Annotated in this window: 21 protein-coding genes and 3 pseudogenes; 8 read left to right on the top strand and 16 right to left on the bottom strand. The window is 47.0% G+C overall.

All coding sequences use genetic code 11. From position 1 onward, the window contains the following. Positions 1-154: 154 nt before the first annotated feature. The gene (locus D791_RS07675; protein ID WP_036509832.1) at positions 155-907 is read right to left on the bottom strand and encodes a DUF599 domain-containing protein; all 753 of its coding nucleotides are present in this window, start codon (positions 905-907) and stop codon (positions 155-157) included. A gap of 126 nt (positions 908-1,033) precedes the next feature. Next, complete coding sequence (locus tag D791_RS07670) at positions 1,034-2,512, bottom strand: protein adenylyltransferase SelO (protein WP_036509830.1); 1,479 nt, start codon at positions 2,510-2,512, stop codon at positions 1,034-1,036. A gap of 136 nt (positions 2,513-2,648) precedes the next feature. On the opposite strand from D791_RS07670, the gene D791_RS07665 reads away from it, so the two are divergent. Then, a complete protein-coding gene (locus D791_RS07665) occupies positions 2,649-2,969 on the top strand; it encodes a DUF3301 domain-containing protein (protein WP_036509828.1) in 321 nt (106 codons plus the stop codon). Here D791_RS07665 and ybaK read toward each other — a convergent pair. The 5 genes and pseudogenes from ybaK to D791_RS07640 all read right to left on the bottom strand — a co-directional run bounded on the left by ybaK (position 2,966) and on the right by D791_RS07640 (position 7,499). Further along, positions 2,966-3,435 (bottom strand): annotated as a pseudogene (gene ybaK, locus D791_RS07660) (Cys-tRNA(Pro) deacylase). The gene D791_RS07665 and the pseudogene ybaK overlap by 4 nt on opposite strands. A gap of 100 nt (positions 3,436-3,535) precedes the next feature. Then, positions 3,536-3,889: a ribbon-helix-helix domain-containing protein gene (locus tag D791_RS07655; protein WP_036509826.1), complete on the bottom strand. Its 354-nt coding sequence runs from the start codon at positions 3,887-3,889 to the stop codon at positions 3,536-3,538. A gap of 21 nt (positions 3,890-3,910) precedes the next feature. After that, positions 3,911-4,474, bottom strand: a complete 564-nt coding sequence (locus tag D791_RS07650) for a DJ-1/PfpI family protein (protein ID WP_036509824.1) — start codon at positions 4,472-4,474, stop codon at positions 3,911-3,913. A gap of 97 nt (positions 4,475-4,571) precedes the next feature. Continuing rightward, positions 4,572-5,459: a DMT family transporter gene (locus D791_RS07645; RefSeq protein WP_036509822.1), complete on the bottom strand. Its 888-nt coding sequence runs from the start codon at positions 5,457-5,459 to the stop codon at positions 4,572-4,574. A 111-nt stretch (positions 5,460-5,570) separates the two neighbouring features. Further along, positions 5,571-7,499, bottom strand: a complete 1,929-nt coding sequence (locus tag D791_RS07640; protein ID WP_036509820.1) for a DNA topoisomerase III — start codon at positions 7,497-7,499, stop codon at positions 5,571-5,573. Between the two features lie 78 nt (positions 7,500-7,577). On the opposite strand from D791_RS07640, the gene D791_RS07635 reads away from it, so the two are divergent. After that, positions 7,578-8,744, top strand: a complete 1,167-nt coding sequence (locus D791_RS07635; RefSeq protein WP_036509818.1) for an MFS transporter — start codon at positions 7,578-7,580, stop codon at positions 8,742-8,744. 18 nt (positions 8,745-8,762) lie between these two features. Here the strand turns inward: D791_RS07635 and D791_RS21385 are convergent, their stop codons facing one another. Together D791_RS21385 and rapA are read right to left on the bottom strand one after the other, a co-directional pair. Next, positions 8,763-9,041: a hypothetical protein gene (locus D791_RS21385; RefSeq protein ID WP_272944819.1), complete on the bottom strand. Its 279-nt coding sequence runs from the start codon at positions 9,039-9,041 to the stop codon at positions 8,763-8,765. 41 nt (positions 9,042-9,082) lie between these two features. After that, complete coding sequence (gene rapA / locus D791_RS07630; protein WP_272944818.1) at positions 9,083-11,623, bottom strand: RNA polymerase-associated protein RapA; 2,541 nt, start codon at positions 11,621-11,623, stop codon at positions 9,083-9,085. 138 nt (positions 11,624-11,761) lie between these two features. Here rapA and D791_RS07625 point away from each other — a divergent pair, with 138 nt between their 5' ends. Next, on the top strand, positions 11,762-12,628 hold the full coding sequence (locus D791_RS07625; protein ID WP_036509816.1) for a prephenate dehydratase: 867 nt from the start codon (positions 11,762-11,764) through the stop codon (positions 12,626-12,628). Positions 12,629-12,864: 236 nt separating this feature from the next. Here D791_RS07625 and mgtE read toward each other — a convergent pair whose 3' ends face one another. The 6 genes and pseudogenes from mgtE to D791_RS07595 all read right to left on the bottom strand — a co-directional run bounded on the left by mgtE (position 12,865) and on the right by D791_RS07595 (position 18,101). Continuing rightward, positions 12,865-14,208 (bottom strand): magnesium transporter, encoded by a 1,344-nt coding sequence (mgtE, locus tag D791_RS07620; protein WP_036509814.1) that lies wholly within the window; start codon positions 14,206-14,208, stop codon positions 12,865-12,867. 249 nt (positions 14,209-14,457) lie between these two features. Then, positions 14,458-15,525 carry an FAD:protein FMN transferase gene (locus D791_RS07615; RefSeq protein WP_036509812.1) on the bottom strand — a complete coding sequence of 356 codons (1,068 nt, stop codon included), beginning with the start codon at positions 15,523-15,525 and terminating at the stop codon, positions 14,458-14,460. Positions 15,526-15,543: 18 nt separating this feature from the next. Continuing rightward, positions 15,544-16,338, bottom strand: a complete 795-nt coding sequence (gene tcdA, locus D791_RS07610) for a tRNA cyclic N6-threonylcarbamoyladenosine(37) synthase TcdA (protein WP_036509810.1) — start codon at positions 16,336-16,338, stop codon at positions 15,544-15,546. Between the two features lie 11 nt (positions 16,339-16,349). Further along, positions 16,350-16,589 carry a hypothetical protein gene (locus D791_RS07605; protein ID WP_237748554.1) on the bottom strand — a complete coding sequence of 80 codons (240 nt, stop codon included), beginning with the start codon at positions 16,587-16,589 and terminating at the stop codon, positions 16,350-16,352. 1 nt (position 16,590) lies between these two features. Continuing rightward, positions 16,591-17,297: pseudogene (gene hda, locus D791_RS07600) on the bottom strand (DnaA regulatory inactivator Hda). 3 nt (positions 17,298-17,300) lie between these two features. Then, positions 17,301-18,101, bottom strand: coding sequence for a DUF2066 domain-containing protein (locus tag D791_RS07595; protein WP_036509808.1), 801 nt, complete (start codon positions 18,099-18,101; stop codon positions 17,301-17,303). Positions 18,102-18,249: 148 nt separating this feature from the next. On the opposite strand from D791_RS07595, the gene purM reads away from it, so the two are divergent. Genes purM through D791_RS07580 form a run of 3 tightly spaced genes read left to right on the top strand, consistent with a single transcriptional unit; the run spans position 18,250 to position 20,701 of the window. Next, the gene (gene purM / locus D791_RS07590; RefSeq protein ID WP_036509806.1) at positions 18,250-19,311 is read left to right on the top strand and encodes a phosphoribosylformylglycinamidine cyclo-ligase; all 1,062 of its coding nucleotides are present in this window, start codon (positions 18,250-18,252) and stop codon (positions 19,309-19,311) included. Next, on the top strand, positions 19,308-19,952 hold the full coding sequence (gene purN, locus D791_RS07585) for a phosphoribosylglycinamide formyltransferase (RefSeq protein ID WP_036509804.1): 645 nt from the start codon (positions 19,308-19,310) through the stop codon (positions 19,950-19,952). Before purM ends, purN begins: the two co-directional genes overlap by 4 nt. A gap of 23 nt (positions 19,953-19,975) precedes the next feature. Further along, complete coding sequence (locus tag D791_RS07580) at positions 19,976-20,701, top strand: DUF3108 domain-containing protein (protein ID WP_051514328.1); 726 nt, start codon at positions 19,976-19,978, stop codon at positions 20,699-20,701. A gap of 17 nt (positions 20,702-20,718) precedes the next feature. On the opposite strand, the gene D791_RS07575 is transcribed toward D791_RS07580, so the two are convergent. Beyond that, positions 20,719-21,933: an EAL domain-containing protein gene (locus tag D791_RS07575; protein ID WP_036509802.1), complete on the bottom strand. Its 1,215-nt coding sequence runs from the start codon at positions 21,931-21,933 to the stop codon at positions 20,719-20,721. 157 nt (positions 21,934-22,090) lie between these two features. On the opposite strand from D791_RS07575, the pseudogene D791_RS07570 reads away from it, so the two are divergent. Both D791_RS07570 and D791_RS07565 read left to right on the top strand, forming a co-directional pair. Continuing rightward, positions 22,091-22,458 (top strand): annotated as a pseudogene (locus D791_RS07570) (response regulator transcription factor). Between the two features lie 4 nt (positions 22,459-22,462). Continuing rightward, on the top strand, positions 22,463-24,502 hold the full coding sequence (locus D791_RS07565; protein ID WP_036509800.1) for a 3'-5' exonuclease: 2,040 nt from the start codon (positions 22,463-22,465) through the stop codon (positions 24,500-24,502). Positions 24,503-24,504 lie beyond the last annotated feature (2 nt).

Raw genomic sequence — 24,504 nt, 5'->3', positions numbered from 1 at the left:
GCTACCTCTGTTCATGTTAAGGATAAAAAACACACGCCTGGACACCTTCGTGACCCGTGCGTTATCTCCAAAGTATCTTGGTCAACCGCTTGTGTAAGAAGCTGATCCTCTGATTCTCATGAATGATGAGGGCGCAAACCTGAATTTCAAGTCTTCAGCGTGTACCATTTTCGCTTGTGTTCACAATGGGACGATTTAACTCTGAACTCATCGTGAGCGTTTTCATTGTGGAAGAGGTAAATTCACGTCGGTACAGAACGAACACCACAATGCAGCTAAGGAGTATAAAAAACCAAGGGTTAATGAGCCACACCATGACTGGAATACTGAAATAATAGGATCTGAGACCTATATTAAAACTATTGGCAGCCATCGATGTCATTTTTGCAATACGTGCAGCATGGGCATCACGCTGGCGCTCACTGATCGTCTCGGAAGGCAGAGGGGCACCGCCGATCATCACTGACGCAAAGCCATACTGTCTCAAACTCCATGTGAATTTGAAAAAGGCATAAACAAACAACATCAGCATTACCAATAGTTTTAACTCCCACTCCTGTTTAGTCGCCGACATAGCAAATGGAATTTCTTCAATTAGATTAATCGCCTCTTCCGTTGAGCTCATCACGGTCAATATGCCAGCCATAACTAAAATGGTTGTACTGGCAAAAAACGATACACTTCGCTCCAGGTTAGCAATGGCCGTGGTATCTGCAATGCGATTATCTCGCGTGAGCATGCGAATCATCCACTCAGTCCGATAGATATGCATGATGCTCGCAAGACAGGGTGTGGTATAGCTTTTTGCTCTCGCGTAATACATATAGCCGTTAAAGCAAAAGAGAAACCAGGCCAACGCCATAAGGTTAACCCAGTTATGGGTTACAAACTCGAGTAAAACGTCCATAAATCTCATCTCGGCAAGGGTAAAGACCCTTTAAATATACAGTAAACATGCATTAAATCCATTGCTTTTAATGGATCGGAAAGCAATTAGGTCACTGATATCAAAGTATATTATTGACTTAATATATTAAGATGAACAGGTTAAACAAATTGCCGCTGCCCAATCGGGAGGAGCTTGCGTAAAAGATGTCATCTCCGGTCGCAAATCAGTCGGACAACGCAACAGCGGCATTAACGCATTCACTTTGCGATAATCACCTTGCTCAGCCTCGCGAATAGCCTCCTCTGCCATGTAGTTTCGTAGAATATAGTAAGGATTTACTGCACGCATTTGTGCACGCCGAATCGCAGGACTCGCCGCTTCTAACTTGGCGCGCTGATAATATTTGTCCAGCCATTGTAAGAAAGCCGATGCTTGAGTCGGAAAATAGCTGACTATTGAGGTTACATTCAACAATTCAGAAAGAGGAATATCAACCAAGTCACTAAAGAATCGATGAATGTCCACTCGGTCTTTTTTAAATAAGTTCCAAAGCTCAGCAATTAAATCTGTATCATCAGGCTTAGGCTTCAAAAGTCCTAAACGTGCGCACTTTCGCTCCAACTCAAAGCATGCTTGTCGCTCAGAAAAAACCGCCAATTCGGCTTCCAATGCTTCACGCTCAACCAAGGGTAACAGTGCCTGAGCGAGGCATGCCATATTCCATAAGACAACGGAGGGCTGGCGGAAAAACGCATAACGCCCTGCATCATCATTTTTGTTGGCAATGTGATCGGGCTCATAATAATCAAGAAAGGTGAAAGGGCCATAATCAAATGTTTCGCCAATAATCGACATATTGTCCGTATTCAAAACACCATGAACAAAGCCATAGCTCTGCCACCACGCGACCAAACGCGCGGTACGATTCGAAATCTCTTTGAACATCTCTAAATACGGATTTTCATAACTTAATAAATCAGGATAAAAGCGATCCAGACAATAATCGGCTAAGCGCTTGAGATCCTCATGGCGATTACTGTAATAGAAATATTCAAAATGCCCAAAGCGTATATGACAAGGCGTCACCCTAACCACTAGAGCGCAGGACTCCATACCAATACGCCGCGTATACTCCTCACTGCCAAGCAAACAAAGGGCTTGTGTTGACGGAATACCAAGACCTGTCATCGCTTCACTGACCAGGTATTCTCGAATACTGGAGCGCAGAACCGCCCGCCCATCACCAAAACGCGAAAAAGCTGTTCGGCCCGAACCTTTGAGATGCAAATCCCAACGCTGCCCTTTTGCGTTGACCACCTCACCCAGTAACACCCCTCGACCATCACCTAAATCTGGATTGTAATGGCCAAACTGATGCCCTGTGTATTTCATGGCCAAGGGCTCGGCACCCGGTAAAGGTGTCATTCCCGAAAAATACTTCACAAGGTCTTCTGGGTGTATTTGACAAGGGTCTAAATCCAGCAAAGTAGCCACCCTCGGATTAAAGCTAATCAAGTGCACATTTTTAAGGGGCTCAGGCTCTCTCAACTGATACCAAGTATCCGGTAACTGCCGATAGGTATTATCGAAATTGAGCTCTTTAAGGGTTCTGTTGTGTGCCATCACTTAGCCTCCATCGTTCGACCATCGCTTATACCTTACCATTTTTATCAAGTATTAACAGCGTTGCAAATGTAAGGTTTTTAACAAATACTTCGCCTCAAACATCAACGGCCTTTGATAATAGGTACATTCGACCATGACATTGGATTTAATTGATCTTCTGGTTTTTCTTGGCATTGGCGTCATTGCGCTGGCGTGGTGGAACAATCTAAAGGCAAAAGAGCAAGCACTAAAAGCGGTGATGCACTACTGTGACAGGCATCATTTACAGTTACTTGATCAAAGTATCGCCCTGATTAAAATAAGACCTGCTCGAAATGAAACTGGCCGTCTACACTTGCAACGAACCTATCTGTTTGAGTTCACAAGCACAGGAGATGAGCGCTACAAAGGCAAAGCCTTTATGCTGGGATCCAGTGTTTATCGACTGGACGTAGACGCCCACAGAATCGACTAGACAAGAACCAGACTGGCCCATTGCCCTTGTGTTAAAGCCTTAAAATCGGATGGATTTAGCTCAACTTCTAACCCTCGCGTCCAGCACTCACAAACATCGTCGCTACGGTTTCAGCTGATTGGTCAATAAAGGTTTTAAGCCGCTTTTTTTGACCCAGAGGACTGACACCTCCCAGCACATATCCGGTTACACGCTCCACTTGGGCCTTATTGGCCATTTCAACTTTTTTGGCGCCACTGGCTTTCGCCAACCGCTTTAAATTTAAACGCTCAGCAACAGGAACAAGCGCTACCGCAAGCTCTTTTCCATCTAAGCTGACCACAAGGGTTTTAAAAACACGCTCGGCTGACACTCCAAGTTTTTCGGCGGCTTCAAGGCCATACGAGTCAACACTTGGATCGTGTTGATATTCATGAACCTTAAAAGAGACATTTGCTTTTTTTAATAGGTTAATACAAGGCGTCATATAGTCCACATACGTGCGTTATCGGGCTCAACCCATCAAATCTGACGATAAAATCACACGTTAGCAATTGAGCCTAACGGGTGCAAGGACTACAGAGGCATTAATGAGGCCTAGACTGCTGCTCGCGTTGTAAAATTTGATCCGCATCAAGCGATGCAGTTGGAACTCTCGGATTGATTGGAATCTCTCCTTGAAGTTGCAGCGCCTGATAACGCAAAGCACAGACTCGCAAAAACGAGGTAAAGTTACCCAAATCATGCCCAGCATCTATCGACTCATGGTAAAGCCGGGTAATCAGTTGAGGGTTTTGCATACCATCGCGCTGAGCTATTTCTTCCAATAATTTCCAGAAATACTTTTCCATCCGCACGCTGGTGACCATTCCATCGATACGCAATGAATGCGTGTCACTTTTCCACAAATCTGGGTCGGCATTGATGAATAATCGGCACATCCCCCTCTCCTTCAATCAGATTTACACCAGCAGTTTTTGGAGCTGCGCTAACCAGTCCGGATGCGCTGGCCAAGCTGGGGCCGTCACCAAATTACCGTCCGTTATGGCCGCATCTACCGCAATATCAGCGTACTCAGCTCCACTGGCCTCGACTTCTGGCCGACAAGCTGGGTAGGCTGAGCAACGCTTCCCTTCTAACACTTTAGCAGCTGAAAGCAATTGTGCACCATGACAAATGGCCGCAATGGGTTTATTTGTTTCCGAGAAATGCTGCACCATTGCCAACACCTTTGGATTCAAACGAAGGTACTCGGGAGCACGACCACCCGGAATGACCAAGGCATCATAGCCACTTGCTTCAATAGCGTCGAAGCTGGCATTTAATGTAAATCGGTGGCCAGGTTTCTCGCTATAGGTCTGATCGCCTTCAAAATCATGAATCGCCGTAGCAACACTGTCACCTGCTTGCTTGTCAGGACAGACAGCATGAACCTCGTGGCCAAAGGCTTGCAAGGCTTGAAACGGCACCATCGTTTCATAATCTTCGGTGAAGTCTCCGGTAATCATCAATATTTTCTTGCTCATTTTGGGTCTCCTTTACTTGTTATAACCCCGCAACAAGACTCTCATAAACGGTGACCTTAGAGGTATTACAGTGTTACTACGTACCCGACCAACTCACTCATTTGAGTCGACGGCGTAGAGGAATTCGATGCCCCCAAAAGAACAGAGCTAAACCACCCACCACTAACAAGCACCCTTGCCATAACCGAGGCGTCAAGGGTTCTGCATTCAACAGGTGTCCTAGCATCAAGGCAAAGATGGGCGTAATCAATGTTACAAGAGCGACTGTACTCGCAGGTAAATGACGCAACACATGAAAATAGCTGACAAAACCCACCAAGGAGCCAAAAATAGCCAAGTATAAAACAGACCAAAAGGCTCGGCTCGATGGGTCGATGACCAAAGGCGCCGCTCCCATTAACCACCAGGTAATACCAAAGCCTGGTAAAGACCACAGCAGAGCCCCTACCGTATGGGCTAAAGGGTGAACCTGAGCACTGGCACGCTTTACTAACACCCCACTGAGGCTAAACAGGAAAACAGCCAGTAACAATAGAAACACACCGGGCAGACTCTCACGCCCCAATGCGACATCGTCAGTAAAAATGATCCCAAGCCCCAAAAATGCCAAAACACTGGCAATCCAACGATACGTCTTCAAAGCGGGCTCGTTCAACAACCCCATACCAAAGATTGCGGATAAAATGGGGGCCAGACCAAAAATAATCGAGATTAAGCCCGAGGGTACATATCGCGAGGCAATATAGGTACAGCACATAGCCCCAAACACGCCGAGTGATGCATAGGCATAGGTTAATTGCGCTTGAAAATTCAATGGCAGACGAATACGAAGTATTCCTAACAACCCCAAACCGAGTACGGCGGCGATGCCCATGCGTAACCAGCCGGCGAGCACCGGATCTATGGTTTCACTACTCCATGCAATCGTCAGAGGTGTGGTGGACCAAATGAGCACCACTGCAAGATAGGCAACAGGTATGGACATCATGTCTCCAGAGTCGTGATTGAAACCGCATTATAGGTTAAGCTCAAAGAAGATGAGCTATTTAAAGCCGAGTTTTCTTTTACTTTCAGATGGATGCCCCATATAACCAACCTATTTTTTAGTGGTATTTTTTCTAGAGCGACGCACACCTTTGCGTTTCTGGCGAGTTTCCGTGCTTACAGGAACCTTCACTGTTGTTTGCCCAACTTGGCCAATCAAATCGCCGAGCGTAGCTTCTAGGCTTTGCATAAATGCCTGATAGCTGTCTTCTCGCTGACTGATTGCATTCAAGCGCGCCTCCCATTCGGCGGTCATATCTGGCAATGTGGTCGACTCAGGTAAGCTATGAATGAGGGCTTTACCTGCAAGCGTCGCCAGTATTTGTTTGCCTTGGCGCATTAGAAAATGTCGTTTGAACAATAACTCAATTATCCCTGCACGGGTCGCTTCGGTGCCAAGTCCATCGGTTTCTCGCAAAATTTTTCGGATATCGGGATCCTTGACATACCGCGCAATCCCCGTGATGGCGGCAAGCAAGGTTGCGTCGGTGAAATGCTTAGGCGGTTGAGTCATTTTTTCCTGTAACTCTCCACTGAGGCACTGCAGCACTTGACCTTGCTGAAGAGGTGGCAAAGCAGACTGTAAACCTTCACTCCCCCCCTCATCATCACTTGAACGAGATGGAAACAATACCTTCCAACCATTTTCCACGGTTTCACGCGCACGCGCGATGAAAGAGCCACCGACAATATCGAGCATCACTTCTGTATCTAGATAACGCCAATTTGGATAAAACTGGAGCAAATACTGACGAGCAATCAATTCATAGAGACGCTGCTCATCGGTTGACAAACGGGTACCATTGGCCTGTTTTTCCGTGGGTATAATCGCGTGATGCGCATCAACTTTTTTATCATTCCATGCTTTGCTGCGCAAATTAGGATCCGCACCCTCCACCGCCTCAACCAAAGAAGAACACGTATTACGAATAGCCTGCATGACACGGGGTGCTCGTTCATAATGCTCCTCAAGCAAATAACGACTGTCTGATCGTGGGTAGGTGATTAAGGTGTGCTTCTCGTAAAGGCTTTGACAGACATCCAACACCTGCTGAGCACTCATGCCATAACGCTTACCGGCATCAATCTGCAATGAAGACAAGCTGTAAGGTAAAGGCGGGGGCTGCTGTTTTGTTTTACGAGTTAACTGGGTGATATGAGCAGGTTGCCCAGTAATTCGACGCACTACATTTTCAGCCAAGGCTTTTGAGACAACTCGTCCCTCCTCATCCTGATACGCGGCACAGGCTTCACTTGGCTGCCACTTAGCCTGAAAGTGCTCACCTGCTTCCGTTTGCAGATTAGCCAATACCTCGTAAAAGGGTTTACTGACAAACGCGGCTATTGCATCATCTCGCCGTACAACCAGTCCCAGAATAGGGGTTTGCACGCGCCCTACTGACAACACCCCTTGATAGCCTGACTTTTGTCCCTGAAGCGTACAGGCACGTGTCAAATTAATGCCATAAAGCCAATCAGCTCGCGAACGTGCTAATGCAGATGTCGACAGAGGTACAAACCCTTGATTGGGTTTAAGTTGAGCGAGTGCTCGACGAACAGCATCAGGATTGAGGTCACTGATCAAACAACGTTGAACCTTTGCGCGTTTTTGAGGGGCAACCTTTAACCATGCAATGACTTCATCGACCAATAACTGCCCCTCGCGATCTGGATCTCCCGCGTGGATTAACTCATCCGCCTCTTTGACCAGCTTTTTAAGTACCGTCAGTTGTTTTCGCGTGTTCGCTTTTGGCTGTAACTGCCATTCACGAGGAACTATCGGTAAATGCTCAAATCGCCACGCTTTAAAAACCGGGTCATAGGCATCCGGCTCCACTTGCTCTAACAAATGACCGATACACCAACTGACAAGGGTGTCTGTACCGCACTTAATAAACCCTTCCCCTTTTTGTTGCGGGCCAGGCAATGCGTTGGCAATGGCTCGCCCTAAGGATGGCTTTTCTGCAATAAATAATCTCACTTGAACATCCTGTTCTGCATTTGCACGGCTAAAGTGTTATATTCGCTGACTCTCATTTGCGAACTATGGACACGCCTCATGTCTCTTCCTATCACTGTCTGGGGGCTTGCTTTAGGACAAGCCTTACTGGTCTCAGGTAACATTTTATTGGTTTCCGTTACAGCACTGATCGGGCAGCACATCGCGCCATCACTGAGCTTAATCACCCTTCCTGTCGCTTTACAATTTCTTGGACTGATGGGCGTTACCCTGCCCGCCGCTCTTTTAATGAGATGGCTAGGGCGAAAAACGGGGTTTATGCTCGGTAATCTCATCGGTGTGAGCGGTGCATGTTTGGCCTACTTCGCGCTGTTAAATCAAAATTTTACACTATTTTGCCTGAGTACTTTCTTATTAGGAATGGCCATCGGTGTTGGTCAGCAATATCGCTTTGCTGCAATTGAAGGCTGCTCCCCAAATTTACATCCTCGAGCCATCAGTCTTGTCATGGTTGGCGGTGTACTTGCCGCCATTTTAGGGCCCAATTTAGCAATATGGGCTGAAGATTGGGTATCCGATATCCCCTATTTGGGTGCCTTTGCGGTGTTAATTGCTCTCTACAGCTTAACCACGCTTCTCATTGCTTTCTTACCCCTACAAAAACCAAACCTTGCAGAACAAAAGGGAGCGACTCGCTCATACCGTGAACTCTTTCAGCAACCCCGTCTGTTATCAGCGGTCTGCGCTGGCATGATTGGTTACGGCGTTATGGTACTGGTCATGACGGCAACGCCTTTAGCGATGCAAGCCTGTGGTTTTAGCTTCAGCAGTACCGCCAGTGTTATTCAGTGGCATGTGCTCGGCATGTTTGCCCCGTCGTTCATCACGGGTCGATTAATTTCGTATTTTTCAGCGACCAAGGTTATACAAGCGGGTTGCTTACTGCTTATCAGTTGCGTTCTTTTAAATCAATTAGGCACAAGCTATTGGCATTTTTGGACAGCATTAGTTGCACTCGGTGTAGGCTGGAACTTTACATTTATTGGTGCCACAACACTGCTAACACACACCTATGCTCCAGCCGAAAAAGCAAAGGTACAAGGAATGAATGACTTGCTCGTCTTCGGCTTTGCGGCTTTAGGCAGCCTGCTCGCTGGTTATTGGCAAAGTGTATTGGGATGGGAGTTGCTGAATTTACTCATGCTACCGGCTATTGTAGTCGCCATGTGGCTCGTCTGGTCAAGCAACCGACGAGCCACATCCTAGAGGTCAATCAGTGTTCGCTCATTCTGACACTATGATCACACGTACGGCATCTAAACGCAGGCTTGCTCGTTCAAGGGCAAGCCTCATCATCTCCGTCTCATCTGCATACTGAGTTAACTCTTGAGGATGGATCGCCGGGTTAACCGCCGCCAGTGCTTTAAGGCGCTCAAACTCGTTCGTTCGATCACCCAATAAGCTGTGCAAAGCCGACTCAATTAAACTTGGCAACTGCTTATCTGCAATCGCTTGCCCATGCTTTAGTTGCGAGACGATATTTTCGCGGGCCACTCGAGCCATGTTACGGCTGGTCGCCAAGGGTACAGGCTGTACCAGTTGGTTTAAGGCTTATGCGCCAATACAGCGGACAAGTCCTGACCTTCCGGTCCGGTTAAGACTCTTAAATAACCTGAGGGCAAATAACGTGCAAGCTGTAGTGATCTCGGCACGGCGAGATTGAGCGTAAACACCGCTTCAACCAACAGCGTTCCTGCAGGTAAAGCCGGTAGTTTCAGTACGCCCAATGCATTATTACCAAGATCATTGCGGGTGAGTAACTCCATTAGCTCTAGAAGCAATGGGTGTTCCCAACTTAAAAACTCAACGTCCTCTCGTGACAATGCCTCTTTACGACTAAAAGTTAAGGTCATTCCATCTTCCGGAAGCTCAGACAGCTGGTACAACATCTGCTCTCCAGGATGAACGACCAACCCCCTTTCGCCATGAGGCTGAATTGCAATTCCAAACCGATCAAACAACTTTTCGGCATAGTCTTGCAACGCCTTACCATTTTCCAACTCATGAATTTGGCTAATGACGGAGTCGGCTTTTGCTGCATTGAAGCTAGACATTTCAAGCAAGCGATCTCGTCCAAAGGACAACTCACTTTCCAGTTCTTGTCGCTCTTGCTGGGTTTCCTCAAGCAGTTTTTGCAAAGCATGACGCTCGCCCGGGTGACGCATTGCATCTCTAAGTGGCTGAGCAAAGCGATGATAGAGCGCATCTCCTGTTGAACAAACCCGTGTAAATGCTTCCAGCCCTTCATGATACCAACGCATTAACACTTCAGTTGCGCTGTGTTGATAATACGGCAAGTGTATTTGCACACTGTGATGCTGCCCTATGCGATCCAAGCGTCCAATCCGTTGTTCTAGTAGATCTGGACTTAAGGGCAAGTCAAACAAAACCAGGTGATGGCAAAATTGGAAGTTACGTCCTTCGCTACCAATTTCAGAGCTGATCAACACTTGGGCTCCGAGCTCTTGCTCAGCAAAGTAGGCAGCACTGCGGTCCCGATTAACGAGGCTCATTCCTTCATGGAAAACAGTCGAGCGAACACCCCCTCTCAGATTGAGAAAATCTTCAAGCATGATGGCTGTTTCTGCATGCGCACAGATGACGAGCGCCTTTTCCTTTTTATTGGTTTTGAGCCATTCGAGCAACCAAGCAACACGAGGATCACTGCTAATCCATGTCTCCCCTAAGCGCTTTTCCGGATGTAAAAGTGGCTCTAAGGCAGGCTCTTCTTCACCTTCGGATGAAAACAGGGTCGGGGCAATGAGCGGATAGGTATGAAGCACTCGCTCAGGGAAGCCATCGATATTTTTTCGAGTATTACGGAACAGTACCCGCCCCGTTCCTTGACGATCCACTAAATCCGCAATCATTTTATGGAGGTTAGCAGACTGCTCAATTTCGGAAAGCCCTTTCCAGTGTTCAAGTGTATCTGCACCCAAGCGTTCAGCTAAAACAGCTTGCAAATGTGCATCCCGTTTTAGTAGCGGAGCCCCCTCGCTCATCAAGGCTTCAATCAAAACGTTTAGATGTCGATAGTCCGACTCTTCATCTAAGAACAGCTCTAAATCAGGGTAACGAGCAGGATCCAACAACCTCAAACGGGCAAAATGACCCTCTGGCCCTAACTGCTCAGGCGTAGCAGTTAAAAGCAGTAAGCCATCGGCAACACTGGCAACTTGCTCAACGCATTGATAAGCATGACTGACGACTTCTCGGCTCCAACCCAGATGGTGAGCCTCATCTACGACAAGAATATCCCAGTGCACTGACGAGGCTTGCTCAAGCCGCAGCTCACTCCTGGAAAGTAACGAAACAGGCGCCAAAATAAGCTGTGCAGAATCAAAGGGGTTCTCGTGTCCAGACTCGCTTATCGCCAAACAACGCTCTTCATCCAATAACGTAAACACCAAGTTGAAGCGTCTTAGCATTTCAACCAACCACTGGTGCAACAGCGAATCAGGCAATAACACCAATACGCGTTTAGCACGCCCTGATATCCAGTGCTGATGCAAAATCAATCCAGCTTCAATCGTTTTTCCAAGTCCAACTTCGTCAGCCAACAACGCCCTTGGCACCGCACGCGAGCTAAGCTCCGATGCAATGTACATTTGGTGTGGCAACAACTGAACACGAGCCCCCATGAGCCCATACGCTGATGACTTTTGTAGCCGATACTGATGTTCTAGAGTATCAACACGCAATTTGAACAAACTATGGCGATCAATCTGACCGGCAAATAACCGTTCTTGCGGTTTACTGAAGTGTACTGCACTGTCTAAGTGTATCTCTGGCACAATCATTTCTGTGCTCGACTCATCTACACCTAAGTAAATAAAGCAGCCATTATGTTCAATGCGTTCACGTATGGTAATGAGAACCCCATCATCATTTCGTATTTGCTCGTCGGGCTCGTAACAGACTCGACTCAAAGGAGCGTTATCCGTCGCATATGTCCGGCTATCTCCAGCTGCCGGAAAACTAATTTCCACACGTCGGTTGGCACATTCAACCACGATACCTAACCCCAGCTCAGCTTCTGTATTACTGATCCAACGCTGCCCTGGAACAAACTCTGTATGAGCCAATCTGCAAATCCTCTACAACACTTTGAATAATGAGTGCAATGATAGGCGTGATTGAAGCTGAGTTCAAAGCCTGATCGTGCTTAACCGTTATGTCTGTGCAATAATTGCGTTTTTAAATCGGCATGACGACGAACGATTATGAATCAATCCAATGACATTATTGCCTACCAAGGGCATAAGGGCGCGTATTCACATTTAGCCTGCTGCAGAGTTCATCCAGAATTAAGAGCACATGCCTGTGCAAGTTTTGCCGAAGCCATGTTTATGGTGGAACGTGGCGAAGCACGTTTGGCCATGATTCCGCTGGAAAACTCCACAGCAGGAAGAGTTGAAGAGATCTACCGCTTAATGCCTAAAACCCGACTTCATATTATTGATGAGCATTTTGAGCCAGTTAACCACTGCTTGCTCGCTCTGCCAGGCACTAAGCTTCAGGACCTTCGCACCGTTTCATCACACCCACAGGCACTCGCTCAGTGTGATGGCAATATCAAGTCCCTTAAGCTTGAGCAGACAGCTGCTCTGGATACCGCTGGTGCGGCTGAGGAACTTTCCCTTTCACGAAACCCAACGCACGCCGCGATTGCGTCGAGTTTAGCTGCCGAGCTCTACAACCTTGAAATCATCAAAGACAACTTTCAAGACGTAAATGGCAACACCACTCGCTTCATGATCTTGGCAAAAGAAAGCCGCATGCCTGCTTTTGAAGCAGATAAGCGCTATTTAACCACCTTGATGTTTAGAGTTCGCAACATACCTGCAGCGCTTTACAAAGCCTTAGGGGGATTTGCGACGAATGGACTTAACATGGTCAAACTCGAAAGCTACATGTCATCAGACACAATGCAAGTGTCCAGCTTTCATTTGGATGTTGAAGGCCATCCACATCAACCTTCAATGCAACATGCTTTGCAAGAGCTAAACTTTTTTGCCAGTGAAGTCAGAGTGATGGGAACCTACCCCGCCCACCCTTTCAGAACATCATCTCTAAGCATCGAGATTTAGTTTTGATTTTTTTAGCAGGAATAGAGACAAAAAAATGGGTACTTATACACAATCAATATTAAAAAATTAGGGTTTACCCTATTGTGCACCGCACAAATTTAAACTATCTTTAAGGTGTCCTGTTCTACAGGGCATAGAAAGCTGACTCTCCTCTAGAGGCAGCTTTCGCATCCCATCTCTCAACTCTTCCTGAGTTGTATGCACTTTGCTTGCCCCTCTTATTGAGGGGCTTTTTTTTACAACCCCAGAATGGCGGTCGCTATAGCGAAATAGACTAGAATACCAGCAGCATCGGCAATTGTTGCCACTAAAGGAGCACTTGCTGTCGCAGGGTCCAATCCCACCTTTTTGAGCACAAAAGGTAAACTTAAGCCTAGCAAACTACCCATCATCACCACAGCCACCATACTCAACGCAACAATGAGAGCAATATCCGGCCCTCCTCTAAAGGCACCTATCATCGAAACAGCGAGCGCCATTGTGCAACCAAGCGCCAGTGCAATTGCCAGTTCACGACTAAAAAGCTTGAACCAGTCGGACATCTGCACATCACCTGTTCCCAACCCCCTCACCATTAAGGTGGATGCTTGCGAGCCTGCGTTACCTGCACTGCCAATCAACAAAGGCATGAAAAAGACCAATACTGCATATTTAGAGATAGTGTCTTCATAAATGGCAATACCTGCAGCGGTAAAGATATTGGCAAACACTAACAATAGCAGCCAAAAAATACGCTTTTTGTACAATGTAAAACCACTGGCATCTCTGAAGCTCCCTTCTAAGTCACCGATTGAACCGCTTTTTAAGATATCTTCTGTTGCTTCAGCTTCAGCAATATCCATCGCATCATCATAGGTAACGATACCCACGAGCCGCGCATGCTCATCAACAACAGGAACGGCCAATAAGTCATAACGACTGATGCATTTTGCCGCGTTTTCCTGCGCTTCATTTGGGCCTAGCGTAATCAGCTCGGTGGTCATAATGGAGCTGATTGCTGCCGAGGGCTTGGTTAGAATCAACTCTCGTAAAGAAAGGGTGCCTACTAACCTATGCTGCATATCCAAAACATAAATTTGATAGATGGTTTCGGCATCGGGTGCTGTTTTACGTACCCGTTCTAATGCTTGTTCTACACTGCTAAGTTCAGGAACACTGCAATAGTTACTGGTCATAATCGCGCCAACAGTCCCTTCCGCATAGCTCGCCATTCGGCGAAGATCTTCACGTTCTTCCTTTGCCATTCGCTTTAATACTGATGTTTGGCGCTCTTCTGACATCATGTTAAAAAGGTCTGCGCGCTCATCTGATTCCATTGAAGAGAGTAGTTGAGCCAAGCCCTCAATAGTCATCTCCTCCGCTATTTCAAACTGCAATGACATAGGTAAATAGCCAAAAATTTCGGCTCGCTCAGTCAGCGCAAGATGGGCTAGGACCTTCAAACAAACATCTGTTGATTCATGTCGAAGAAATTCAGCAAGATCGGCAGGCTGGAATTCAGTCACCGTGTTTTCGATGGCAACCGTGTCTTGTTTTTCCATGGCGCTGCGAAGGGCGTTGGCAAGATCAGCGTAGGTCATAAAGGTCTCCGTTGTGCGAGCGTTACTCGCCGAAGACAGGTATCAAAAAGATACCCTTAGCGGGCGAACAAACTCGATGTCAATATTCTGTGAATGAGTAAGCAGCAACTGCTAGGGTCCATCAGAGTTCTCATGTGATTTAATGGATAGTTAGGGTTCGCGAATATATTGAAAATCACTTAAATAGTCAACCTAAGCCAAAGTTTTTCAGACACTTGGCTTAGGTTACAAGAATCCTATGCATAGGGACTATTTGCGCAACAAGGCTTGAGCAGCTGTCTCTCCTACATAGGCTTTAAATTCACTGGAAATATGGGTCAGCCATGTATCTCCAGAGCGTTCTAGCATCAGCACTTTTAAGTTTTCACGCTCAGCAACCGCAAGACCGGCCTCAACACCCATGACCATCATCGCGGTTGCCCAGGCATCTGCACTGGCATTGTCCGGTGACAAAACCGTAACTGAGGCAAGGCTGTGATTGACAGGCCAGCCCGTCACAGGACTGATCGTATGTGAAAATCTCTGCCCATCCACTTCAAAATAATTACGATAATCACCAGAGGTCGCAACCGACATATCTCGAATTTCAATGATATGATGCGCTTGCTGGACACCTTCATGGGGCAGTTCAATTCCCACTCTCCATGCCTCTTCTGCCGAACGTGCTCCTTTTGCAAGCAAATCACCGCCGATATTCACCAGGTAGTGCTCGTATCCCATTTCTGAAAGAAAACGCCCGACTTCATCAACGCCATACCCTTTCGCAACCCCCGACAAATCAACAAAAAAATCCTTTAATCGTCGAGCCTGCCCTATCTCTTCATTTAAAATCAACCAAGCGTATCCTGACTCATGAAGCCGCTCGTCAAGCAAATCTGGATCTGGGATAGCATCGGGCCGCCGCTCAGGACCAAAACTCCAAAGGTTCACCAAATTTCCAACGGTCACATCGAATGCACCCTGGCTTTTCTCTGAAATTGACTGACTTAACACCAGCACCTGCATCAACTCTGGCGACAGGGGTTTCCACTCACCTACAGGATGGCGGTTAAAACCAATTAACTCAGAATCATCACGATATGTAGACATACTTTTATCAACGGCCTGCAAACGCTCAAGAATTCCTTTGCGAAGCGTTGCTTGGACATCATCCGTCAGATTGCCAGAAAGCGTCACTTGCCAAAAAGTTCCAAAAATATGCCCTTCTAAGCGAGTCACCGTTTTTTCGGGCTGAGAAGGACTGCATCCAACAAGGACTAAGACCAGCAGTAACAAGGCAAATGAGCAATAAGCGCGGTAAAAAGAGGAAGAAGACATGAGTTGATTTCCTAGAATTTAAAGCTTGTGCATGCGCTCAAAGCGCGCTTCCATTTTCTTGAGTAAACGTGCCACTGCAAAAAATGCAAAGGTAGCGGTTACACAGGTTGCAGCACCAAAGCCACCTTGGCAATCAAGCTTTACGGACTGCCCCTGTTTTGGTTTTTGATGGCAAACCTGTCCATCCGGTTGCGGATAGCGCAACTGCTCAGTCGAAAATACACAGTCAACGCCAAATTTCTCGGTCTTGGAGAATCCATAATGGCGACGTAAAACCGATCGAAGTTTAGCCGCCAAAGGGTCTTGAGAGGTTTTGGTTAAATCATCCACTCTGATTTGAGTCGGATCGATTTGACCACCGGCCCCTCCGATGGTGATGATGGGTATTTTACGGCGGCGGCAATGGGCAACCATAACGGCCTTATCACGCACATTATCGATTGCATCAACAACATAGTCGATATCAGAAGCAATTAGGTCTGACACATTCTCTTTACTTAGAAAGGCAGCAACCTCATGCACTTGGCAGTCAGGATTAATGTCTCGGATTCGAGCCGCCATCAACGTGGTTTTTGGCTGACCAACGGTAGATTGCATCGCATGAATTTGACGATTGGTATTACTTGTACACACATCATCCAAATCAATCAGCGTGATTTTACCTATCGCCGTTCGCGCCAGCGCTTCTGCCACCCAAGAACCAACGCCACCAATGCCAACGACAACAACATGAGACCGCGTAAAATGCTCAGTTAAACGCTCACCATACAAACGCTGCGTTCCACCAAAGCGCAAATTAAAATCATCAGACACGTTTCTCTGCCTTAAAAGCTATCGTCGGTTAATTCTGTGTATACGGGCTGACGGCACACCAAACAGCGACCTTCAATTGTGATAATGCCCTTATACTCATACTCAATCGGCTGATCCATGCCTAAATCGGCTTCTGAGCAATGATTGCACCAGGTATGCTGTAAAAAATCGGCTTTATCTTCATGTGAACGCTCTTCAAAATCGCGTGCAACCATGCCCTCAAGTGTTCCACTCAATGAATTATCGACCACACTACCAACCCATAACTTGTTTAACGAAAGGAATTGTAATTCGACGCTGGGCACTTAAAGATGCATGATCCAGCTTTTCAAGCACGGACAACAAGTGCGCCATATCACGACTGCATGATGCAACAAATATCGAAGCACTTCTTGACTCAACTCAAAGCCCCTCTCAGCGGCTCTGGCTTTTAGTGCTAGGATTTTTGCTTCATCATCAATGGCATATGCATGCAGCACCATCCCCCAGAGCAATCGCGACTCCAAATCAACCAACGTAAGCCCTAAATGAGCAGGTGCTTTTTTTCCAGCGATTAAGAGCGTTTTTCCGGCAGCGCGCATCCGATTGTACAAATGAAACACCGCTTCTTCCCACTCTTTACGCCCAGCAATCAATTCAATATCGTCAATACACACCAGATCCAACTGGTCCATATTTTCAAAGATTGACGGATCATGATCAATTAAAGTTGCGATAGGCAAGTACACAGAGTGTCGACGGTGTTCATCAGCTAAATGGCAACAACTTTGCAAAAGATGTGAACAACCATGACTATGTCCACCCCAAAAATACGCATACTGCTCACCACGACCACTGGCCGCTTGCTTAAGCGTTGAGATCAATAAACCGTTATCACCCACTACAAAGTTTTCAAATCGCGCCTCATCACGAAGAGCGATGCCAAGAGGCAACTGAACAGGCGCCTTAACATGAGCCATAACTTAGTTCCAATCAAACTCCAATAAGGATTGCCCTCTAGGCACCAGACGCTCAAACTTGTTTAGCTGCTCGCTAATTTCGTCTCGATTTTCCACTTGCAATCTTAACACGACCACACCCTGACTGAACAACACAGGCTGAATCGCTGAACGATCAACCAACTCAGACAAGAGACTCGTTAGTGCTAGATAACTGGCTGCATCATGAACACCATACACACTCATTTGTAGACTGCCATCTTCTGGTTGGGGCAACTCAACTCGATCAGGACTCAGACTCTCGGTATCAATAGGTGCAGGACGCATACTCAAGTCCAGCGAAGGATCAATTAAACCCTCGTCTTGATCAAATAACTGCGTTTGCAACCACGCAACCAACGCATCAATCTGCTGCTCTATCTCACCTTCTGTCTCAAGCCGGGCTTGACCTTCTGGAGTGTACAACAACCACTGTGCGTTTAAGTTCACCCCCGGATCACGCCAGTGCCCTATCAGCAATTGATCCGGCTCGTAACGTGCCACACCGTCTAATAACGCTTGGATACGCGACTCAATCACATCCTGTTCACGCAACGCTTGTTGATCGACAAGATCCATCAAGGGCAACAAGAAAGTGTAAGCATCGCTGGAGTGCTCAACCAACGCGTGAGCAACAGGGTGGGCTGGACGTACAAAAAGACTCTGTTGGTCATTCGACTCAACCAACAAAACAAGTGTTTTTTTGGGGACAACGACTTCAGCAAAACCGACTTGAGCCTGCAAACCCAATACAACCACTAAAATTGCGTTTAAAAAACTCCGCATAACATTCGTTCAACACTCAATAAAAGCCGATAGCTGTGAATTAATTTATGTTCAACTTTAACACACAATAGCCCCTTCACCATCAACCTGATAAACTATTGTACTAAATTTCTATTGAGTCCATCCGGTTTTAAAGGTCAGGTACGTAATGTCAACAGGTTCTGAAAAAACTTCCCTAAGCTACAAAGATGCTGGTGTCGATATCGACGCAGGTAACGCGCTGGTTGAGCGTATCAAGGGTGTGGCCAAGCGCACAGCACGTCCAGAGGTACTTGGTGGGCTGGGTGGTTTTGGTGCGTTGTGCGAAATACCCGAAGGGTATAAAAAGCCAGTTTTAGTGTCAGGCACTGATGGTGTGGGCACTAAACTTCGCCTTGCGATGGATCTAAACAAACATGACACCATTGGTATCGACTTAGTAGCAATGTGTGTCAACGATCTTGTGGTGGCGGGAGCCGAACCCCTTCTATTCCTAGACTACTATGCAACAGGCCGCTTAAATGTCGATATGGCTGCGGATGTTGTCACTGGCATAGGCCGTGGTTGCGAACTCGCGGGCGCAGCTCTAGTCGGTGGTGAAACGGCTGAAATGCCAGGCATGTATGAAGGCGACGATTATGATTTAGCGGGCTTTTGTGTCGGCGTCGTTGAGAAGGACCAAATTATCGACGGCTCCTCAGTACAAGCAGGCGACAGCCTCATCGCGCTCGCGTCTTCTGGCCCTCACTCCAATGGCTACTCATTGATTCGTAAAATCATTGATGTCTCTCAAGCTGACCTCCAACAGCCTATCGGTGATACCACCTTAGCGGCAGCTCTACTTGAGCCAACTCGCATTTATGTAAAATCCCTGCTCAGTTTGATTAAACAAGTCCAAGTCAATGCCTTATCCCATATCACTGGCGGCGGCTTACTTGAAAACATACCGCGTGTGTTACCCAAGTCCACCAAAGCCGTCCTCTTTACCGATAGCTGGCAGCTTCCACCTGTCTTCCAATGGCTACAAACCGCAGGCAATGTAGAAATTCGCGAAATGTACCGTACATTTAACTGTGGAGTGGGTATGGTGATCGCGGTACCAAGTCACACCAAGGATCAAGCACTCAGCTTACTTAGAGAGCTAGGTGAAAATGCGTGGGAAATTGGCGTTATCGAATCTGCTGATCCAGAAGAAGAACAAGTTGAAATGCGAGAAGGCCGCACGGCATGACACAGCGCATCGTTGTCTTGATTTCAGGCAGTGGCTCAAATCTTCAAACCTTGATTGATCACTCTCAAAAGGGTGATCTTCATGGTAATATCGTGGGTGTCATCAGCAACAAAGCGGATGCCTTTGGCTTGGTAAGAGCTCAGAATGCCAGCATTCCGAGCCTTGTCTTAGATCATAAGACATTCGCAAGCCGCGAGGACTTTGATCTGGCGTTAATCGAACATATTGATTCATTTAAGCCAGACCTCGTTGTTCTTGCAGGCTTCATGCGCATCCTCAGTGCAGAGTTTGTTCGCCGCTACCAAGGGCACTTAATGAACATTCACCCATCTCTGCTGCCTAGGTATAAAGGACTGAACACCCATCAACGCGCCCTTGATGCAGGGGATGCCGAGCATGGTTGCAGCGTGCATTTTGTTACTGAAGAACTAGATGGTGGACCTATCATCATTCAAGCAAAGACCCCAATATTAATGGAGGATGATTCAGCCAGCCTTCAGGCACGCGTGCATACTCTAGAACATAAGATTTATCCTTTAGCCGTGAGTTGGTTCTGCAGCGGTCGCTTACGCGTCACAGATGATGGCGTGATGCTAGATGACAACTGTTTACCCAGTTCTGGATTTGAACTCAAGGCCTAACCTACAGCATTTTGGGAGATTGTATGGGTGTAAGCAAGAAGTGGTTAGCGCTAACAACTCTACTGCTACTCTTGAGCTTTTCAGCAACAAGCTCTGCTCAAGCATCGCTTATATCCCTGCAGCCTTTCAAAGCAACCTATGCTTCAGAAATTGATGCCGCACTTACCATCAGTGGGGAAGCGTCTCGTGAGCTAACCCGTATGGATAACGGGGACTGGAAGCTGTCCGCGGTAGCCTCAGCAATGATGGCAAGAGCGGAAGAAACAACACAGATTCGCCTGGCTGATGGCTACATTCTACCGATCCATTACCACTATCACCGTCGCATTCTAGGCAAACGTAGAACGGCTGAGCTTAAGTTTGATTGGAATCAAAAAAAAGTCACAACCGACATTGACGACAAGCCATGGAAAATGAACATATCTCCCGGTGTTCACGATAAACTGAGCTATCAACTGCAAATACCTATTGATATTGCTGCAGGAAAAACACTCCTTTCCTACCCTGTCGCTGACGGTGGACATATACAAAACTACGTCTTCAATGTCATAGGACAAGAGCGCGTTTCAACCCCTGCCGGGGATTATGACGCCATTAAAATTGAACGTGATAGAGGTGAAAACTCCGATCGCGAGACATTTATTTGGTTAGCTCCAGAATTGAACTACATGATTATTAAGCTCACGCAAATTGAACCTGATGGCAATCGCATGAGCTTAATGCTTAAAGAGCTTTTAGTGTACGATTAACTTACGCACTAAAAGCCTCAAGACAATGCAGGTATCAGATCGCTGTGGCAGGATATCAGAGACGCCAGACGCCCCTGAGACTTACGCTCTTCACGGATATCAACCAGTAAAATCCGCGCATCATCCAATGACAATGAAAGTGTAGAGCACTCTTGCCCCGTTTCCAGATCGTAATAAGGCGAAGAACTCATAATCCGCCGTTCAAAATCAGTAGCCCCTAATAACTGGTAAAAGTAAGGTCTCCAGCTCCAATTATGGCCTGCGTAAGCCGCATCTTCCACCCAAACACCCTGAGAGACGTCGTAGGTAAAGTTTGAAGAGATCTGGGTTCCATTGCGATTGCAAATATAAAACCGAAGAACGTCTGGGTCTGGATGCCAAGTATTCAAGTTGTCCGTTCCACCACTGAGTAATAAATCTTTTAACAACATTAACTCACTGTGAAGGCCCTCAGTGTAAAACTGCCGACGCGCAACCTCATCAATGGCCATATCCAGGTGCTGACTGATGAGCTCCATCGTCTGCGCCTTCATGGAATCAACACCCATAAACTCGGCTCTTGCGGGTGAAAAGATAAACCCTTGAATATAGCTTGCATTGCAGTGCAAGGCGGCAAAAAATTCATCAGGCGTTTCAACACCTTCAAAAATCACTTTGCACCCTAATCGTGCACTCATCTCCCCAACCGTCTGCATAAGTGCACTATGAAAGTGCGTTTTAGGACCTCTTTGGAACATACGCATATCCAGCTTGATAAAATCTGGAGTAAATGCCAATACCCGATCCATCTGCTGAAACCCCGCGCCAAAGTCGTCATAGGCAATCTTGACCCCTTCCGAGCGATAACGCTCGGCAAATAAGCATATTCGGTCTAAATCACCATCGAGCTCTGTTATTTCAAGAACCACTTGTTCAGGGCGAACACCGACTTGCTTCAGCATCTCTAGGGTTGGCAACTCACCCGTTGCCGTAACGGAATTAATCCACTCAGGCGAGATATTCAAGGATAAAAACTGCCCCTGAGGCAATGAGTTGAATTTTGTTAAGGCCTGCAATCGGATATCTCTATCGAGACTTAACCGCTCTTCACGACTCAAACTTGAAGACGAAAATAAATTGGCCGCTGAAATAATCTGTCCCTGTACATCGGCGGTTCTAGCAAGGGCTTCATAGCCCGCCACTTCGCCACTGGCGATTTCAATGATGGGCTGAAACCAAGGGAATACGTTCATCTTAAGACCTTGTTGTGTAATGATTGAATGTTTCAATGAATCTAAACGTGTTTATTAAGCAAGTCATAGGCCACTCTCATCAATTGGTATAGTAGACTTTCAACCTGACCGCCAGCGCACTAGACTGAATTATAAATAAATATAAAAGGAGTACAGCATGACTAAAGTGCTGGTCGTAGATGATGAACCGAATATTCTTTTATCGCTAGAGTTTTTAATGGAGCAAGCTGGATTTACTGTGTTCACGGCTGAGGATGGCGAGACCGCCCTACAAAAAATTCACGAGCTCGACCCTAACCTTGTCCTCTTGGACATCAGCCTACCCGGTATCAGTGGTTTTGACGTACTCGCAGAGCTAAGAGAAAACGAACGTTTTCAACACCTCCCCGTAATTATGCTGACAGCACATGGGCGAGAGGTCGAGCGTGAAAAAGGCATGGCTCTAGGGCTGATGATTACATAACAAAGCCTTTTTCAACCCAGGCTCTGGTTCAGAAAGTCAAAAACCTCTTACACACAGGTTAACATTATGCCAAAGCGTCAGCATCTACTTGGTATCTGGCTCGCTCTAACAGGCATCACAGCTTTGGTCTGTTTGATTTTAGGGCTGTTACTCGATTCCATTTTACCGACAACATCGACATCTCATCGCATAATGCTAGTAATCCTAGCCTGCATGACTCCTGTGCTAATGACACTTGGAGGGATAATTTTAGAACAAAATCTTTTTGCCCCCCTAAGACGACTACAAGTCCAGTTCTCGCGCTTAGTTGCTAATCCTGATGCAAACGATGATTTTACACCAGAAGGCTGGTTAAACCATTTAGCACCCGATTTCGACCACCTAAAAAAAGGCTGGCGAGAAGATCGACAAAAACTCATTTCAGCAAGACAATCGGGTGCGGAAGATGCCATGCGCATTCGCCACGAGCTTGAAGCTGTCGTTCAGTTTCTTGAGGTCCCCCTACTCCTATGCGACCAACACCAGCGCGTTTTAATGCTAAATCCCGCGGCTGAGGCTTTGTTTCATGATCACCCTGCACTTGGACTGGGCCGCCACCTACAACAACTACTCCCTTTACCCAATCTATCGGAAACCCTCAAAAAACTGCCTGTTGATGGCAGTCCTCGTCAACTGCTTCTCCACCATGAAGACAGATGGCTTAGATGCAACATACGGCGAGTAAGCGCTAACCAAGGTGAAGCCCTGCTAACCCTAGAGGACACAACAGAAGCGCACACGACTCACCAACGTTGGCGCCAACCACTTGCCGAGCTACTGCCCAAACTTAGAGGCCATGCCGCAACCTTATCAACCACAGCGGAAGCACTCTCCAGCGCTGCAAACAACAGCCTGATTAAAGAAAAACTTGAAAATGCAATGCACCAAGAAAGCCAAAAACTAGGGGGATTAATTGATCAACTTGCGCATCTTTTAGAGTCTTTACAACTTGATCAAGGCCGATTAAGCGACACTTGGTCAAATGACTTCATCAGTGCGTTGGTCGACAGCTGGCAAAACCCCCATGTCATGATTGTCCCAATCGGCATTCCTGCATGGTTTCGTGCCGACAGCCCAACACTTTTAGCCATGCTTGAACGCTTGTTACCTGAGCTCATTCAAACCACTCAAGCGTCAAGCATTGAGTTTGAGATTTGCCTTGGCAATAAGCGTGTATACCTAGATATTATCTGGAAAGGAGCCGCCTTAACGCAGCAGACATTGGAAACTTGGAGAGATTTACCTCTAAGTGAGCAACCTCTCGCTCCTCGCATCTGCGATGTACTCAACCAACATAACTCAGATTGGTGGTCTCTGCCCGACCATGACCGTGAACATGCTCGTCTGCGTATTCCTCTACCGGCTACCGACCGACATGCAGAGCCCAATAAATCCATTCAACCTAGACCCGAGTTTCATGATTTCAGTATCGCCGACCTCCCCCCACCCAAAAGTGAACTGGCTGATCTAAACCTCAACCAACTTGAAATGATTGTCTTTGATACAGAGACCACGGGGCTAAAACTGCGTTCAGGCGACACGATTGTCAGTATTGGAGCCTGCCGAGTTGTCAACGGACGACTACTGGCAACAGAGAAGTTTGATCAGCTAGTCAACCCAGAACGCCCCATTCCAGCAACAAGCACGGCTATACATGGTCTAACAGATGAAGATGTCAAACACGCCCCTCCCTTAAAAATTGTCCTGCCTCGCTTCAGAGCCTTTATAGGCCAAGGTGTATTAGTAGCTCACAATGCCGCATTTGATCTTTTAGCCATTCAAATGCATCAAGAGGAGTCAGGCGTTGTGTTTGACATGCCCATTCTTGATACTCTACTGCTATCGCGCGTCATTGATCCTGATATTGATGAGCATAGCTTAGATGCATTGGCGGAACGCTTCCAAATACATTTTCCTGCAGGCACCCGCCATACGGCACTCGGCGATGCCCGCGTAACGGCCGAACTCCTGCTGACATTACTTCCAAGGTTAGAAGCGCGTGGTGTTCGTACTCTTCAACAGGCACTCGCCCTGCAAGCGAAGGCAGAAACCATCAGAGTAGGCTAAAG

It is taken from the genome of Nitrincola nitratireducens (genome assembly GCF_000585235.1).
Lineage (GTDB): Bacteria > Pseudomonadota > Gammaproteobacteria > Pseudomonadales > Balneatricaceae > Nitrincola > Nitrincola alkalisediminis.
Note: the sequence above shows the minus strand (reverse complement) of the source record. Positions and strands in the feature narration are given on the sequence as shown.

Excerpts from the sequence above, each read along its gene's own strand:
- mgtE (WP_036509814.1), bottom strand. The coding sequence starts at position 14,208 with ATGACCTACGCTGATCTTGCCAACGCCCTTCGCAGCGCCATGGAAAAA.
- D791_RS07645 (WP_036509822.1), bottom strand. The coding sequence starts at position 5,459 with ATGTCCATACCTGTTGCCTATCTTGCAGTGGTGCTCATTTGGTCCACC.
- D791_RS07665 (WP_036509828.1), top strand. The coding sequence starts at position 2,649 with ATGACATTGGATTTAATTGATCTTCTGGTTTTTCTTGGCATTGGCGTC.
- D791_RS07615 (WP_036509812.1), bottom strand. The coding sequence starts at position 15,525 with ATGTCTTCTTCCTCTTTTTACCGCGCTTATTGCTCATTTGCCTTGTTA.
- D791_RS07575 (WP_036509802.1), bottom strand. The coding sequence starts at position 21,933 with ATGAACGTATTCCCTTGGTTTCAGCCCATCATTGAAATCGCCAGTGGC.
- D791_RS07635 (WP_036509818.1), top strand. The coding sequence starts at position 7,578 with ATGTCTCTTCCTATCACTGTCTGGGGGCTTGCTTTAGGACAAGCCTTA.
- D791_RS07565 (WP_036509800.1), top strand. The coding sequence starts at position 22,463 with ATGCCAAAGCGTCAGCATCTACTTGGTATCTGGCTCGCTCTAACAGGC.
- D791_RS07595 (WP_036509808.1), bottom strand. The coding sequence starts at position 18,101 with ATGCGGAGTTTTTTAAACGCAATTTTAGTGGTTGTATTGGGTTTGCAG.
- purN (WP_036509804.1), top strand. The coding sequence starts at position 19,308 with ATGACACAGCGCATCGTTGTCTTGATTTCAGGCAGTGGCTCAAATCTT.
- D791_RS21385 (WP_272944819.1), bottom strand. The coding sequence starts at position 9,041 with ATGGCTCGAGTGGCCCGCGAAAATATCGTCTCGCAACTAAAGCATGGG.
- D791_RS07670 (WP_036509830.1), bottom strand. The coding sequence starts at position 2,512 with ATGGCACACAACAGAACCCTTAAAGAGCTCAATTTCGATAATACCTAT.
- D791_RS07655 (WP_036509826.1), bottom strand. The coding sequence starts at position 3,889 with ATGTGCCGATTATTCATCAATGCCGACCCAGATTTGTGGAAAAGTGAC.
- D791_RS07650 (WP_036509824.1), bottom strand. The coding sequence starts at position 4,474 with ATGAGCAAGAAAATATTGATGATTACCGGAGACTTCACCGAAGATTAT.
- D791_RS07580 (WP_051514328.1), top strand. The coding sequence starts at position 19,976 with ATGGGTGTAAGCAAGAAGTGGTTAGCGCTAACAACTCTACTGCTACTC.
- D791_RS07675 (WP_036509832.1), bottom strand. The coding sequence starts at position 907 with ATGGACGTTTTACTCGAGTTTGTAACCCATAACTGGGTTAACCTTATG.
- D791_RS07625 (WP_036509816.1), top strand. The coding sequence starts at position 11,762 with ATGAATCAATCCAATGACATTATTGCCTACCAAGGGCATAAGGGCGCG.
- purM (WP_036509806.1), top strand. The coding sequence starts at position 18,250 with ATGTCAACAGGTTCTGAAAAAACTTCCCTAAGCTACAAAGATGCTGGT.